The sequence below is a fragment of the Vibrio sp. MEBiC08052 genome (assembly GCF_001506075.1).
GTDB lineage: Bacteria > Pseudomonadota > Gammaproteobacteria > Enterobacterales > Vibrionaceae > Vibrio.
Window position 1 is genome coordinate 1,144,379 of the sequence record NZ_KQ947475.1, and the last position, 16,187, is coordinate 1,160,565.

Genomic DNA, 16,187 nt, shown 5'->3' on the forward strand with positions numbered 1-16,187 from the left:
ACTTACTGAACTTACTTAAGGTTAATCAGTGAGCCCGGTTAACCAAATACCAATGTAATGAAAACAATGACAGCAAATAAAACCCCAATATATTTCAAGAAGAGACCTATATTTTTACTCCCGCCCGGTGGGGGGGTATTACAACATCCCATACTGACCTCCGGTGTTGATGATGACTACATCGGTATCATAAAGCTTCCCCTTGGGGGAAAGTAAAGCCTGCAGTCATCACAAAAGTTATGGCCGCAACTAAGCATCATCTGATGGCTTTGGCGCGGCGTGATCAGGAAAACGCATCACACCTTCCTGTACCGCACTGGCAATCAAATCACCTTGCTGGTTGTAGATTTCTCCCCGCACCAGTCCACGGCCATAGGTGGCACTCGGGCTCTCAATCGCAAACAGCAGCCACTCATCCATACTAAACGGGCGGTGATACCACATCGAGTGATCAATGGTTGCGACCTGAAATCCCGGTGTCATCAGCGTGACTGCATGTGGGTGCAAGGCTGTGACCAGAAAGCCCCAGTCAGAGGCGTAGCCGAGCAGATACTGATGGATCAACTGATCATTCGGTAACTCACCGTTGGCCCGAATCCACAGATACTGTCTGGGTTCGATTTTTTCCGGTTGGAACGGATTGACCACATGCACCGGACGAATTTCGATGGGTTTCTCCCGACAGAACATTTTTTTGACCGGTTCAGAGAGGCGGTGGGAAATTTGGTTCATCAGCTCGGTTTCAGAAGCATAATTTTCCGGCCCGGGGATGTCTGGCATCGTGTTTTGGTGCTCAAAGCCAGTACCTTCACCGTGGTATGACGCAGTCAGATAAAAAATCGGCCGACCATTTTGGATCGCTTTTACCCGTCGGGTACTGAAATTACGCCCGTCTCTGAGATTTTCTATATCATAAATAATCGGTTTTTCCGGATCGCCCGGGTGAAGAAAGTAGCTATGAAATGAATGAACCGTCCGCTCGGAATCGACGGTATAGCGGGCGGCTGAGAGTGCCTGACCGATCACTTGCCCCCCATAAACCTGAGGTAAGCCAAGGTGTTCACTGTCCCCCCGGTAGAGTCCTTCCTCTAGTTTTTCTAACTGTAAAAGTTCAAGTAAATTATTGAGAGCCTCGCTCATACTACCTCACTATGTTATCTACACTCCGACATCGAACGCTGCCAGAAATCAAAAATCAAGTTTTGTTCAATTGATATTTATCTCTATAATTATCGGCTCAAACTGGAAGATATATAAAATTTATAATGATGAAATATAACAATCAATGGTGCCTTTTTTTGACCCTTATCTGTATTTTTCTTAGCAGAGGGGGACAGGCGCAAACGCAAGCTCAGCCGATAGAGTCACCGATTCATAACCTAACCGGTACATTGCTCGGTGATTATCCATTACCGAAAAAAGTGTTTGTGGTGGTGACGCTCAATGACCAGACCCAACACAATCAGGTGGTTGCAAAATATCAATTTTATGGTGATGGTTTAACGTTGCCGATTGACTTTCAACTCTCTTATGCTCAGTCGAACATCCGACAAAATCATCGCTATCGTATTCAGGCCGAGATTTTTGAACGGGGACATGTCCGGTATACGGGGGCGGGGAGTGCCACAGAACTTGCGCTCGAACCTTCCGTATATGATGGTCAAATCCGAATGGCCTCCGTGAAAAGCGCATCATCCCACTGAGTCGGGTTGCCAGCGATAGTGGCGGAGTGAAATTCTGCCGCGACTGCTGATGGGTATCCCTTCTGCGACTAATTCGGCTCGCTGGCGATCAAAATCCGGACCGGACAGGGAGATTTCTCCCTTGCTGTTAATCACCCGAAACCAAGGGAGCGTCGAGCCTTTCGGGAGTTGCCCCAACGCTTTACCGACATGACGTGCATAGCCCGGATAACCTGCCATTTTGGCAATATCGCCATAGGTGCTGACTTTGCCTGCCGGGATTTGGTGAATCACGGTAAACACCTGAGCAAGAAACTGCTTTTTATCATCGGAGTGAGTCATCTCAATTGCATCCGTCAGAAAAGTTTATGTATACGTTGAGAGTCTGAATTGATGCTGATCAGTGTATGCTCAAAACGGCTGTCTGTCAGGTCTTTGATTTGTGCACAATCGGTTGAACGGGATAGGTTTCATGGTGCAAAACAAGGGAATCTGCTTAATCCCTACCCACTCAGTTGGTATCAGACCACTTTTATCAGAAAGAGGCTTGCAATGCGGATCTCAATCCCTGATAATCACCCCGCTTTCGATGTTCACCATCAAAGCTCTTATCTATGGAGGCCCTGGTCCTCCCGCAACACTAATTCGTGAACTTGGTCAGGACCGGAAGGTAGCAGCCACAGCGAATGACGTGTGTGCCGGGATGTGGCTGGGGCTTCCACCCATCTGAACCTTTCTAATTTAAAATCGAAATAATTACCCTAATCTCAAAAGTCAAAGAACACATTGGTACGAAACATGCGCTATTTATCTCGTCCTGAATCAGGAATAGGGTATTTTCTTTACTGATCTCTTCCATGAAAACTCTAATTACGGATGTAACTAATTAGGTTAGGGTGGTTTACATTTCGACTTGTCTGGCTATTGTATGGATTATAGATTAGTTGCTTATAATACGATGACGAGTCCCTTTCATGCCGACATATATTCCGTTAAACCGACAATTTTCGTCTGTTTCTTTAGCCAGTGAAGCGTCAGAACAACAAGAGGTAACTTTTAACTGGTGGTTAGATGAAACCAAGACATGGGAAGATTTATTTAACGAATATCGGTGTGTGATTCTGTCTGAAGCAGGCTCTGGGAAAACAGAAGAATTTCAACAGCAAGCTATGTTTCTTCAACAACAAGGACGACCTGCTTTTTTTATTCGCATTGAAGATATTGATCGTGACTTTCCTGCTGCGTTTGAGATTGGTGATGAGGATTTATTTCATTCATGGTTAGCTTCAAGTGATGACGCATGGTTTTTTCTAGACTCTGTTGATGAAGCCAGACTAGGAAATCCCCAAGATTTTGCAAAGGCTATCAGATATTTTTCGAGAACTATTCAACCAGCAACCCAAAGAGCCCATATCTATATTTCAAGTCGTCCTTACTGTTGGCGTTCGGATGATGATCCGCAATTGCTAAATCACCATCTTTTTCTCCCTCGTCCTCAAAATGATGCAGATGAGTTGTTAGACGATGACGAACCGAACAGTGAAAAATCAGGAAATGATCAACAAGAAAGTGCGCTCAATATTTATGGATTACGGCCTTTGAATGTTGACCGCATCCGCGAGTTCTGTGAAGTCAGACGAGCGGAAGACATTGATGACTTAATGAATGAAATTGAGCGTCTTTCTCTATGGTCTCTGGCTGAGCGTCCGTTTGATTTAGAATTAATTTTGTCAAAATGGTCAGGTGATAAAACATTAGGATGTCGTTTAGATTTGCTCCGTTATCATATTGAGCGACAGCTGAAAGATGCTCATGATGTAGATAGATCTGAACGACAACCTTTAAATTCTGCGAGGGCAAAGGAAGGTGCACAAAGGCTGGCTGCTGCTGTGATACTGACTGGTAAAGCTGGCATTAATGTGCCTGATTCAGGAAACGCTCTTCTTCCGGATAAACCGGGTATCGATGCGGAAGAGATTCTGTACGATTGGAAATCCGGCGAAATCAGGACACTATTAGAGAGGGCACTTTTTAATGATGTGATTTACGGTGCAGTTCGGCTCCGACATCGCGACATCCGTGAATTGCTTGCTGCAGAATGGATTGCACAGCTCTTGAAATCGGATATTGAGCGCTTTCAGATAGAATCACTTTTTTTCCGTGATTCTTTTGGTGAACGGATTATTACACCACGATTACGTCCCATTTTACCGTGGCTTGTTTTATTTGATGATGAAATTCGTCATAAAGTTCAAGATATTAACCCTGGAGTGATTCTGGCCGATGGTGACCCATCCAGATTACCATTCTCTGTCAGGCAAAAAATATTGACAGATGTAGTTCGGGATATTGCTACAGATCGAGACGACCGAGCAGCAAGGGATAACAGTGCTATTGCAAAAATTGCCCATTCAGATTTGTCGGCAGATGTACTCCGCCTGATTGGCGAATACCAGCATAATGAGGATGCAATTTTCTTTCTGGGACGTTTGGTTTGGCAAGGGAAAATGTCCACTTGTATTGAATCATTGATGCCTGTTGCGGTTAATCCTGATGCTGGTAAATATGCCAGAATTGCGGCGATTCGTGCAGTCATGACCAGTGGTCGTACTGAGCAACAAGCTGATATTTGGCAATCTATCATTGATGCGAACTCAGCTATACCAAAACAAATTTTTACTGAATTAATCAAAGACTCACAGCCAAGTAAAAATATTATCCAACTGGTTTTACAAGCGGTCCCTCTTCTTTTTCCATGCAATATATTTGAATCCGGTAGTGTCATTCGGGCGTTGCATGATTTTGTCGGGCGGACGAGTGTTGATATTCTCCCTGATTTTCTGAAAGGTTTATCTCAATATCTTGATACTGAACCATATATCGAACGTCATAGCTGTTATGTTTCAAAACAGTATGCGCAGTTGATGAATATCGCATTACATATAGTTGAATTACTTATTAAAACCCGACATCAGTTCGTGTTTACCGATGTCGTTTTTTCTATATTAATGAACTCAGTAGCCCTGAAATACTGGCAGGATGGTGGGTATGATCGGTATCAACATCAACTTAATAATCTTGTCCCGGCCTGGCATGAGCTGAATGATGCTCTGTATTGGCGATGCATTGAACGAGAGAGAGTTTATAAACAACAAGAAAAATCGGTTACTGATGACTGGTCTATTACCTATCTCGATCATTTTTGGCGGTTTACTCTCACTGACTTTGACAGACTATTAACTTATATTGATACTCGACCTTTAGCCGATGATCATCTGGTTGTGTTGAATCGTGCTTACCGAATTTATTGTGAGGCTGAACAACCTGATGATTTATTACAGCGATTAAAAGTGGTTGTTCAAGGGAAGGAACTCTTAGACCAACAATTGAGCACTTTATTGAATCCGTCGGTTTGTGAGTCTACGCTGGCATATGAACAGCAACAGATTGAGTGGGAGCAGCAAGACGAACAGGAGAAACGCCAAAGAGAGCAGAACCGATTGGAATGGTTAACATCTTTAAGACATGATCCTGATTTGATTAAATACCCTGCAAATATCCGGCATGGAGAAATAACCAATAATCATGTACGGCGGCTGATGGAAGATCTAGAAATTGATCGCTCCCCAACTAGTCGGGAATGCTTTTGTTTGTGGAAGGAATTGATCCCTGAATTTGGTCAGGAAGTCGCACAGGCCTATCGTGATTTTGCAGTTCAGCATTGGCGATATTATCACCCGAAGTTACGTTCCGAAGAGGAAATCGATAACTCTATCCCATATGCCTTACTTTTGGCGATGGCTGGCCTTGAAATAGAAGCTGCTGAAGCTCAGGACTTTCCCTCGTATTTGACTGAAGATGAAGTTCGTCATGCGCTTCGCTATTTAACTTGGGATATCAATGGATTCCCGACATGGTTTGAAAAATTTCATCACTGTTTTCCAACCTTAGTGGAAGAGGCTGTGTGGAAGGAAATGTGTTGGGAATTGGACAATACCACATCGGAACAGTCAGGCCATATTGTCCACGACCTTGTCTATTATGAGCCTTGGATACATGTACACCTTACCTCCAGAATACTTGAATGGTTATTGAGCGCAGACTCTGTTGATAAAACGATGGGAGGTTACTGCCTGAAGATTTTGAGTCATGCAGATGTCGATCCGGCTATGATTTCAGCTATTGCCCAAAAACAAATTCACAGTAGTCAAAGTGATAAAGAAGTCGCGTGGTGGTATGCGATGTTGGTTGATAGCACCCCTAATGTAGGTATCCCCCAGCTTGAGGGATGGCTTCGCCATTTGGATGAAGATGTGGCGAAGGAAGTCGCTCAAACCTTCATTGTGACACTGTTGGGGGAAGATAGAGATTCGAGTGGTGGTGTCGGGCTAACTCGTTTTCATACACCACAACATTTGAAATCTCTTTACATGTTGATGCATCAATATATTCAGACAAGTGAAGATATTGATCGTACTAATGGTGGGATATATTCACCAAAGATGCGGGACTATGCTCAAAGAGCAAGAGATCATCTGTTTAGTTCTCTCATTACGATTCCCGGAAAAGAGACTTATTGTGTGGTGAGGGAGCTGATGAAAGAGCACCCTGATCCTGAACATCGCCCATGGATGCGAAAATGTGCCTATCGCTTGGCTGAGCAGAGTGGAGATCTTGAACCATGGTCAACTGCTCAGGTTAGAGAGTTTCACCAGTCCCAAAGTATCAGTCCAGACTCTCACCGTCAGTTGTTTGAGTTAAGTGTGCAAAGAATCAGGCAGCTAAAACACTGGCTTGAACGAGGGAATCATAGCCCATGGAAAACTTGGCAGAAGGTTCAGGAAGAAAATGAAATGAGAACGCTGATTGCCGGATGGTTAAATCAAACCAGTCAGGGAAAGTATACTATTGCAGAAGAGCCGGAATTAGCAAATCAGCAGCGGATGGATATCTGGTTGGCACATCCTCGTGTGACCTCCCCTGTGCCAATCGAACTAAAGCTACTGGATAAAAAATGGAGCGGCTCAGATCTCTGTGAGCGTTTAAGAAATCAACTGGCAGGTGATTATCTTAGAGAGCAAACCGCAGGGTGTGGCTTATTTTTGCTTGTTTCACAAAATACTGACAGACGTTGGCGGATCAATAACCGCAATGTTGGTTTAGATAAACTCGCTCAATCATTGAAAGATTATTGGCAGACAATTTCTCATGAATTTCTCAATGTTGAAGCGATTGAAGTGGTGGTGATTGATTTGGCTGCCAGATCTCGCGTTTCTGATACCTGAATAGTCATGAATCCTATGTTTAAAGCGTTAGAGCAGGCTTTGTTCGTTATTCGTTAAATTGAGTATTCAATGCTAAGTCATTGAAGAGTATATTATATGGGTATATATGCTTATGTGAGATTAGTTGTTTGGTACTTATGATGAAAAATAAAGAGTTAATAAAGAAAGTAAAAAAATTTGAGTATGAGGCGGCATTGCATCATCAGCGGTTAGATGAAGAGTCTGTGTGGTTTTTTCTTGGTGTATTAGGTACATGGAGTGTCAGCTCTGATGGGTTAAAGCTGATAGCTTCTGCAATTTTGTGCTTTTTTCTGTGGACCCGAGTTTTCAAGGACATAGATTTTAGTAAATCTTATTCGAAGCAGATTAAGGAACTTACCCAGTTTATTGATACCTCTTCCCTAAAAAAGAATAAAAAATTGCAATTGAAAGGAAGGATACATACAACTAGATCTCAGTATATTGATTGGATACCATTCTTTAAGACAAATTATCGATTTATATTATCAGCTTCTTTTTTTGCATATTCAGTCGCTGAGTTTTGGTTTAGATTCAAAGGATTGTTGTGATAGATGGTTATGTGCTCAGATATAATAATTATCAAACAAGCTGTTCAAAAAATTCATAGGTGAAACACTCAGTACCCCTGAAGTTTGTCTTTTGGGGAAGTGAGAGTGGTATTCAGTTCTGAGTCGAGAAGAAGGTGCACAGTGCCTCTGACAGAATGAAATTTTCGTACAACAGTAACTTTTCTGATGGATACCAAAGATAAAAAGGACACCTTATGGTTTCAACGACACATCTTAACGTTGCTGAAAGCAAGTTGAGGCGATTTACACGAAGGTGACGTTGCATGAAAATGAAAAGTCAGCAGACGTTATCTGCTGACTTTCAATGTCTTAAAGCGGTGAAATTAATAGAGGTAAACTGCGCCAGAGGCACCTAAGCGACTTGGAGCGGTCATTTCTGAGCCATCCGTGATGACCCCGGTTAGGTCACTGTTTTCCGATGCCGTGCCGACAGCCAAAATTCTACCATCTTCATTCAGAGCAACACTGCTGCCAAAAAATGAACTGCGGTTGGATGCCTTGACAAAGGCTGCCTTTTCCCAATGACCGGAACGGTTGCTAAACAGATAAACTGCACCAGAGTGATACGCATCGCCTGTCACACCAGAACCCAGAGTTTCTGAGCCGTCAGTGATCACGCCGGTTAAACCGGTGTTGTCCTGTGGGGCGCTAACCGCAAGGGTGCTACCATCATTGCTAAGTGCAATGCTGTTATTGGAAAAGTAACTATCCACGATAAAAGAGGGCTTGATATAGGTGATCTGTCTCCACTGATCTGAATCGTGACGAAACAGATAGACGGCACCCTTGTAGCCTTCGGTGGCGGTGTCCGTGATTTCTGAACCATCGGTAATTACCCCGGATACTGAACCGATTTCACCTGGCGCTGCGACGGCCAGAGCCTTCCCATCGCCACTGAGGGCAATATTCAAACCAAATTTATCCTCTGCACTGGTATTCGACGCTTTCACATAAGCAGTCTGTTTCCATTGACCGGAACGGTTGCTGAACAGATAAACTGCACCTGACTGATTTGCTGTGCCGGTATCCGTGATTTCCGAGCCGTCGGTAATCACCCCTGTTGCACCATTATCTTCTCCCGGAGCCCCGACAGCCAGTACACTGCCATCATGGTTGAGTTTGACAGGATCACCAAAACCATCGCTTTCTCCGGGATTAGAGGCTTTGATATAGGCGATCTGCGTCCAGTTATTGGCGATGTTGCTAAACAGGTAGACTGCTCCTGACTCAGTTGTTGTGCCGGAGTCGGTGACTTCCGAGCCATTGGTAATCACCCCCGTTGCACTATTGCTTTCTCCCGAGGCCCCGACAGCGAGCATGTTTCCGTCTCCACTGAGCGAGACATTACTGCCAAAGTCATCACCGGCGCCGGTATTGGACGCTTTAACATAAGCTACTTGTTGCCAGCTGCCGGAACGGTTGCTGAACAGATAAACTGCACCTGACTGATTTGCTGTGCCGGTATCCGTGATTTCCGAGCCGTCGGTAATCACCCCGGTTGCCGCGTTATCTTCATACAAAGCACCAACGGCGAGCATACTGCCGTCATTGCTGAGTGAAATACTATTGTGGCTAAACCAGTCGCCTTCATCGGTGTTGGATGGTTTGACATAGGCGGTTTGTTGCCAGCTACCGGAACGGTTACTAAACAAATAAACAGCCCCTGAACTTATTTGTTGAAGGGTATCGGTGGTTTCTGAGCCATCGGTGATCACTCCGGTCGCCCCGTTACTTTCACGATAAGCGCCGACTGCTAATGTGTTGCCGTCGGCACTGAGTGCGATAGCTTGACCAAAACTGTCGCTTCGACCGGGGTTGGAGGCTTTAAAAAATGTAATCATTCTGGTGATTGTATCGTGGGGGATATCCATCTCATTTGATGCCTGAGTTTTCTGCCCCGAGGTTGCCAAAATGAAATAGTCATGCGGCAGGATATCAAACAAACTATTAAAAGATATGGTTGCAGAAAGTCTGTCAGTCACGGAAGTGAGGGCGTTACAATGATTCTCCTGAGAAATATCTTTTTTACATATTTTATATGTCACACCTGAATTATCGAATGCTGGTGTCCAGGTAAATATAATGGACTGCACATCCGTTGCAGAATTGTTTATATCCGTCAGATTGAATGCATTGGATGAGGGAGGATGAGAAGAGCCAGAATTACATCCGGCCAGCGTGATTGATGTAAATAAAAATAGCGTTGCTTTTAATAGAGGATTCATCATGATTATAATACAGTCAAAGTTCAATAGGATGGGTGTATGTTTGATGGCATCGTATGTATTACTGATAATGAAAACAATGACATGAATTTCCTTTTTTGAGACGGTTTGTGACGATCCAACAAAGAATATCTAATCGCCAACTCAGACCTTTAACTGTACATATATACACTGGTTGTGCACAATGATGGAAAATAATTGGATAGTCCACAGGTGGTTTCAGTGTTGAATCAATTAGAGCCGGGCATTAAAGCGTTGGTCGAAGACTTTATCGTTGCAGGAAAACCATGCCCTTCGACGTTTGATCTTGATAGCCGAAGAGCGGGGTATCTCGCGAGTACATGTTTGTCGGGGTCCAGCCCGGAGATGTATGAAGAGTTCATGGATGAGTTAAACGGGGTTCCCTTAAAAGTATACAAACCCAACGGTGCAACAGGATTACCCATTACGATTTATTTTCATGGTGGCTGTTTCATCAGCGGGGGATTTCAAACACACGAACAGCAATTGAGACAGATAGCAAGTTTATCGAACAGTCTTGTTATCTGTATTCAGTATCGTTTAGCACCGGAACATTGTTATCCGGCTGCGCACGATGATGTCTACGATGCCGTGCTGGCGATAAAGGCGTTCGGCAATCAGTATGGTGGAGACACAAGCAAGATAGTCTTCGTCGGCGATAGTGCCGGTGGTCAATTAGCCTTAACCACCTCTTTACGTTTAAAACAAACCCAGAACTGGCTTCCTGACAAGCAAATTTTGATTTATCCGATGCTGGATCCCTTCGGGACATCGACGAGCTATGTTGAAAACGGCACCGACTACATCATTACCGCAAATATGCTGCTTTCGGGATTTTCAATGTACATGGGTGATATGGACAAAGCTGCGATTGCTCAAAACCCGGAGCTTCACCCACTTGCGTGTGCCGATTTTAAAGGGCTGCCACCAACCTATATCATCACCGCAGAATTTGACCCATTAAGAGATGAAGGAGAGCAATGTTATAAACAGTTGCTCAATGCCGGTGTCGAGGCATATTGTGAACGTTATTTTGGTGTGATCCACGGATTTCATCAGTTATCCGGCGTCAGTGTCAGTGCCGGCCGCTGTCTCCGTCAGATTGCCGAAGAGATTAAGCAAACGACAGCGTCGTTTTGTCGTTGAGACACGACAGAATCGATTGGTTTTCATATCGTTGGGCAATGTCAGGTAAACCCGATGATTCACTTTATTCAATGTACCGATAGGTTGGGGGACACGATATTGTTCACCAACCCAACGATATTTATTTCTCCTCACTAACTATGAGCTTGCTCATGACTAACGTCGTCAGTCTTTTTCCCTGATTAAACCCAACTGTCTGACGGTCTACTCCCTTCGGAGTAGCTAAATACCAATCTTGTTTTATATCAAAAAATAACTGGATCTATTTCATTAGACTGGCGGCAAGTTATGGATTACAGGCAGAGCATATTTATGCAGCGAAAGAAAAAATTGGTGGTCGTTGGTAATGGGATGGTAGGACATCGATTTATTGAAGACCTGATGCGCAGAGATGGTACGAATCACATCGAGATGACGGTTCTGAGTGAAGAACCCCGGCTTGCTTATGACCGTGTTCATCTGTCTTCTTACTTTGAAAATGACAATGCAGATGCACTAACGTTAGTCTCTCCGGGTTTTTATCGTGAACATCAAATTCAGGTACTGCTCGGAGAGCAGGCCGTCAGGATTGATTGTGAAAAGCAATTTGTCGTGGCTGCGAGCGGGGAACAGATTGCTTTTGACAAGTTAATTCTTGCGACCGGGTCATATCCTTGGGTTCCCCCCATTCAGGGTGCCGATAACCCCGATTGTTTTGTGTATCGGACAATCGACGATCTCGATGCGATCAAAGCGTGTGCAGACCGCAGTCAAAAAGGGGCTGTGATTGGCGGAGGATTGCTGGGCCTTGAAGCAGCGGGAGCCTTAAGAGCGTTGGGTGTTGAAACCCACGTCGTTGAGTTTGCACCGGTATTAATGGCGGAACAGCTGGATAAACAAGGCGGCGAACTCCTTCGCCAGAAAATAGAAAGTATCGGCGTTCAGGTGCATACCGGTAAGAATACCCTCGAAATTGTCGATTCAGGCACCTCAGCCCGTCATACACTCAATTTTGCAGACGGCACGGCACTGGAGGTTGATTTTATTGTCTTCTCAACCGGTATCAGGCCGCAAGACAGTGTGGCGAAAGCAGCCGGGCTGGCAATTGCACCACGCGGTGGTGTGGTGATTAATGATCATTGTCAGACCTCAAACCCCAATATTTACGCGATTGGTGAATGTGCCTCATGGCAAGGGCATTTCTTCGGGCTCGTTGCGCCGGGTTATAAGATGGCGACCATCGCGGTTGACCACTTACTGGGAGAGCGTAGTCAGTTTGAAGGTGCCGATATGAGTGCCAAATTGAAGTTGTTGGGGGTCGATGTCGGTAGTATCGGGGATGCAAACGGTCAGACACCGGGCAGTAAAAGTTATGTGTATCTCAATGAAGCCGAAGGAATTTATAAGCGCGTCATTGTGTCACAGGATGAGAAATATTTACTTGGAGCCGTATTAGTCGGTGATACCGCGGATTATGGTCATCTGTTACAACTCAAACTGAATCGTATCGAACTGCCTGAACATCCGGATAGCCTGATTCTTCCTGCTTACGCGGGAGCCGAAAAGCCCGCCCTCGGTGCGGATGTGTTACCTGATTCGGCGGTGCTGTGTTCATGTTTTGATGTGACCAAAGGGCAGATCATCACCGCAGTTAGTGAGGGTAAACATACACTGGCTGAAGTGAAGGCTGCGACCAATGCGGGTAATGGCTGTGGCGGCTGTCTCCCCCTGATCAGCTCTGTGCTCAATGCTGAACTGGCAAAAGCGGGCATCGCGGTCAGTCATCATCTGTGTGAACATTTTGCCTACTCGCGGCAGGAGCTGTTCCACATCATCAGAACACACGGCATCAAAAGCTTTGAGCAATTAATCGAGACATACGGTCATGGTTATGGCTGTGAAATTTGTAAGCCGACAGTCGGTTCGATTCTCGCGTCTTGCTGGGGGGAGCATATTTTAAATCCTCAGCGAGTCGGACTACATGATACCAACGACAACTTCCTCGGCAATATGCAAAAAGACGGCACATATTCCGTCATTCCGAGAATGGCAGGAGGAGAGGTGACACCGGTGGCATTACAAGCGTTAGCAACGGTGGCACAACAGTATGGGCTCTACACCAAAATTACCGGAGCACAACGCATTGCATTATTTGGTGCGCAGAAAGATGACCTGCCGGCAATATGGCGACAATTGATCGCCGCAGGGTTTGAAACCGGTCAGGCTTATGCCAAAGCGTTGCGGATGGTGAAAAGCTGTGTCGGGAGCACTTGGTGTCGCTTCGGGGTGAAAGATAGCCTTGGACTCGGAGTACGGATTGAGAATCGCTATAAAGGGATTCGGACACCTCATAAGATGAAAATGGGGGTCTCCGGGTGTACCCGGGAGTGCTCGGAAGCGCAGGGAAAAGATCTCGGGATTATTGCCACCGATTCCGGCTGGAATATGTACATCTGTGGGAATGGGGGGATGAAGCCGAGACACGCTGATTTGTTCGCGGTCGGTTTAGATGAGCCAACCTTATTCAAATATATTGACCGCTTTATGATGTTTTATATTCGGACTGCGGACAAACAACAGCGCACATCCGTCTGGCTGGAGAATCTTGAAGGCGGTATCGAATATCTGCAAGCGGTGATTATTGATGACAAGTTGGGGCTCAACCAACAACTCGAAGCTGATATGGCCAGACTGATTGAAAATTATCGTTGTGAATGGCAACAAACGCTGGATGAACCGGAGCTGTTACTACGATTCTCCCATTTCGTGAATAGCGATTTACGGGATGACAATATCCAGTTTGTATCGCAACGTCAGCAACATCGTCCTGCAACTTATCTGGAGAAGCATCCGCACATTAAAGGTGAAATTTTACATATTGAACGGGAGGTTGAGTGATGAGCCAGTGGCAGAAAATATGTGAGGTCAACGCAATTATTCCCGGTACCGGTGTTTGTGCCTTAGTCAATCAGACACAAGTGGCACTTTTCCGCCCCTATGCGGATGAGCGAGTATTTGCTATCGATAATTATGATCCGATTGCACAAGCCAATGTCTTATCCCGGGGGATCATCTGTGAACATCTGGCCGAGCTTTGGGTTGCAAGTCCGGTTAAAAAGCAGCGGTTTAATCTCAGCGATGGGCGCTGTCTGGAAGATGAGCAATTCAATATTCGCGCTTATGATGTCCGGGTTGTTGACCATACCATTGAGGTATTAACAACCTGATATTCGTCAGCATCGGAGACAGCATTCCGGTGCTGTTTCCGATGCCTGCCCGTTCCTTGAAGTAAAGGCTGGCAATAAAAGCGTGAAGTAAAAATTCAGCCCCAAAATACAGCCACAAACGCTGCTTGCATTGCTCCTCATTCCTATCTTTCTCCTCAACACGGATGCGGACAGAGCTATGGACGCTGAGCCGAATGATCTGCTTATCAGATACATCTCTTGCGTATCCGCCCAATCCAATGACTTAGACCGATGCCGGGTTTATCAACATCACGGATGACTGCATTTTTGTGCGGATTTTCCGGGTTGATGATGCGAGACGATGGGGTGTACTCCTAAATAGTCCCAATACAAGATTTTTATGCCATAGTAATAGTGTGGTTTTTTAACCAATTGATAATTATAGATTATATTTTATTTTTGTCGTACTCCTTTGGGAGTATAACCCTAATTCGTATTGATAGAGTTCCTATTTGATATTGATATCGGTCAACAAGCACGTCTGCGCAATCGGTAAAAGTGAACGCCTATTCATCAATATGAAGGACGTAAACATGTCTCATGCCAACTCTAACGCTTGTGATGTGAAATCGAAAATGCTCACGCAATGGCATCCGGAAGATCCTCAGTTTTGGGCCGAAAGTGGTAAAACCATTGCGAATCGCAACTTATGGATATCCATTCCGTGCTTATTACTCTCATTTTGCGTTTGGATGCTATTTTCTGCCGTCGCGGTCAACCTCAATCAAGTCGGATTCCACTTTTCAACGGATCAGCTGTTTTTATTAACGGCTTTACCCGCCGTGTCAGGGGCGATTGGCCGGATTCCGTATGCATTTATTGTCCCGGTTGTCGGAGGACGGAAGTGGACGGTGTTCAGTACGTTGATTTTGACCATTCCATGCTTATGGCTGGCTTATGCTGTTGAGCATCCGGATACACCATTCGAACAATTCGTCATGATTGCGCTGTTGTGCGGGATTGCCGGTGCTAATTTTGCGTCCAGTATGGCGAATATCAGCTTTTTTTATCCCAAAGAACAACAGGGTAAAGCGCTTGGATTAAATGGCGGACTGGGCAACCTCGGTGTGAGTGTCATGCAGCTCGTGGTGCCGCTGGTGGTGTCAGCCGGGGTGTTCGGCGGTCTTTCTTCGGGTGTGATTCAGCCTTCGGGGAAAGTGCTTTATCTCGCCAATGCGGCGTTAGTTTGGGTACCTTTGCTGTGTATTTTGTCTGTGGCTGCCTGGTTCGGCATGAATGACCTCAAGTCCGCACAGACATCGATCAAAGCACAGCTACCGGTGTTAAAAGAACCTCACTTGTGGGGATTAAGTATTCTTTACTTAGCTACATTCGGCTCTTTTATCGGTTTCTCTGCCGGTTTTTCTATGCTGTCTAAAACACAGTTTCCGGCACATGACATCTTATCTTATATGTTTTTCGGGCCTTTGGTCGGCGCACTTGCCCGTCCGTTAGGCGGCGCCCTTTCTGACCGGCTCGGCGGGATTCGGGTGACGCTGGTCAACTTTGTTGTCATGGCGCTATTGACCGGTGCCGTGTTTGTCACCCTGCCATCGGCATCAAGCCAAGGCTCCTTTTATCTGTTCTTCGCCACCTTTATGGGGCTCTTCGCTGCTTCCGGGTTAGGCAGTGGTTCTACGTTTCAGATGATTGCCGTGATTTTCCGCAAAATTTCGCTGGGTAAAGCCGCCAAGCAAGGCATGACCCCAGAAATTTCGCTACGAAAAGCTTCTACCGATACGGCTGCCGCTTTGGGATTTATCTCAGCAATCGGGGCTATCGGCGGATTTTTCATTCCCAGAGGGTTTGGTCTGTCGCTGTCATTAACCGGTTCGCCGCTCACGGCGATGAAAGTATTTTTGGTTTTTTATGTGTGTTGCGTATTTATTACTTGGTTTGTTTACGGCCGCAATCTCGATCGGTTAGCCACGAAAAAAGCCGCAGCGAAAGTCTGACGCCCGATAGCAATAAGCTTATGCCAGTAAGTTAATACCAATAAGAAGTTAATACC

At 45.4% G+C, this 16,187-nt stretch carries 10 protein-coding genes and 1 other RNA gene; 8 read left to right on the forward strand and 3 right to left on the reverse strand.

Annotated elements, in window-relative coordinates:
- Positions 1-249: 249 nt before the first annotated feature.
- On the reverse strand, positions 250-1,140 hold the full coding sequence (tesB, locus tag VRK_RS05120) for an acyl-CoA thioesterase II (RefSeq protein ID WP_059120382.1): 891 nt from the start codon (positions 1,138-1,140) through the stop codon (positions 250-252).
- A 158-nt stretch (positions 1,141-1,298) separates the two neighbouring features.
- On the opposite strand from tesB, the gene VRK_RS05125 reads away from it, so the two are divergent.
- Complete coding sequence (locus VRK_RS05125) at positions 1,299-1,703, forward strand: YbaY family lipoprotein (RefSeq protein WP_197413057.1); 405 nt, start codon at positions 1,299-1,301, stop codon at positions 1,701-1,703.
- Here VRK_RS05125 and VRK_RS05130 read toward each other — a convergent pair.
- Positions 1,692-2,024 carry an MGMT family protein gene (locus VRK_RS05130; protein WP_059120384.1) on the reverse strand — a complete coding sequence of 111 codons (333 nt, stop codon included), beginning with the start codon at positions 2,022-2,024 and terminating at the stop codon, positions 1,692-1,694. The two genes, VRK_RS05125 and VRK_RS05130, sit on opposite strands and share 12 nt — an antisense overlap.
- A 279-nt stretch (positions 2,025-2,303) precedes the next feature.
- Between VRK_RS05130 and ffs the strand changes: the two genes are divergently transcribed.
- The 3 genes from ffs to VRK_RS05145 all read left to right on the forward strand — a co-directional run bounded on the left by ffs (position 2,304) and on the right by VRK_RS05145 (position 7,536).
- Positions 2,304-2,400, forward strand: an RNA gene (gene ffs, locus VRK_RS05135) — signal recognition particle sRNA small type.
- Positions 2,401-2,656: 256 nt separating this feature from the next.
- Entirely contained in the window at positions 2,657-6,967 is a 4,311-nt protein-coding gene (locus VRK_RS05140; RefSeq protein WP_059120385.1) for an NACHT domain-containing protein, read from the forward strand.
- A 137-nt stretch (positions 6,968-7,104) separates the two neighbouring features.
- Positions 7,105-7,536: a hypothetical protein gene (locus VRK_RS05145; RefSeq protein WP_157371854.1), complete on the forward strand. Its 432-nt coding sequence runs from the start codon at positions 7,105-7,107 to the stop codon at positions 7,534-7,536.
- 344 nt (positions 7,537-7,880) lie between these two features.
- Here the strand turns inward: VRK_RS05145 and VRK_RS05150 are convergent, their stop codons facing one another.
- Positions 7,881-9,785: an FG-GAP repeat protein gene (locus VRK_RS05150; RefSeq protein WP_231735741.1), complete on the reverse strand. Its 1,905-nt coding sequence runs from the start codon at positions 9,783-9,785 to the stop codon at positions 7,881-7,883.
- A gap of 219 nt (positions 9,786-10,004) precedes the next feature.
- Here VRK_RS05150 and VRK_RS05155 point away from each other — a divergent pair, with 219 nt between their 5' ends.
- The 4 genes from VRK_RS05155 (at position 10,005) to VRK_RS05170 (ending at position 16,131) form a co-directional block, all read left to right on the forward strand.
- Positions 10,005-10,949, forward strand: a complete 945-nt coding sequence (locus VRK_RS05155) for an alpha/beta hydrolase (RefSeq protein WP_059122660.1) — start codon at positions 10,005-10,007, stop codon at positions 10,947-10,949.
- 312 nt (positions 10,950-11,261) lie between these two features.
- Positions 11,262-13,826 carry a nitrite reductase large subunit NirB gene (gene nirB, locus VRK_RS05160; RefSeq protein ID WP_059120387.1) on the forward strand — a complete coding sequence of 855 codons (2,565 nt, stop codon included), beginning with the start codon at positions 11,262-11,264 and terminating at the stop codon, positions 13,824-13,826.
- Positions 13,826-14,155, forward strand: coding sequence for a nitrite reductase small subunit NirD (nirD, locus tag VRK_RS05165; protein WP_059120388.1), 330 nt, complete (start codon positions 13,826-13,828; stop codon positions 14,153-14,155). Before nirB ends, nirD begins: the two co-directional genes overlap by 1 nt.
- Before the next feature lie 554 nt (positions 14,156-14,709).
- Entirely contained in the window at positions 14,710-16,131 is a 1,422-nt protein-coding gene (locus tag VRK_RS05170) for a NarK family nitrate/nitrite MFS transporter (RefSeq protein ID WP_059120389.1), read from the forward strand.
- Positions 16,132-16,187 lie beyond the last annotated feature (56 nt).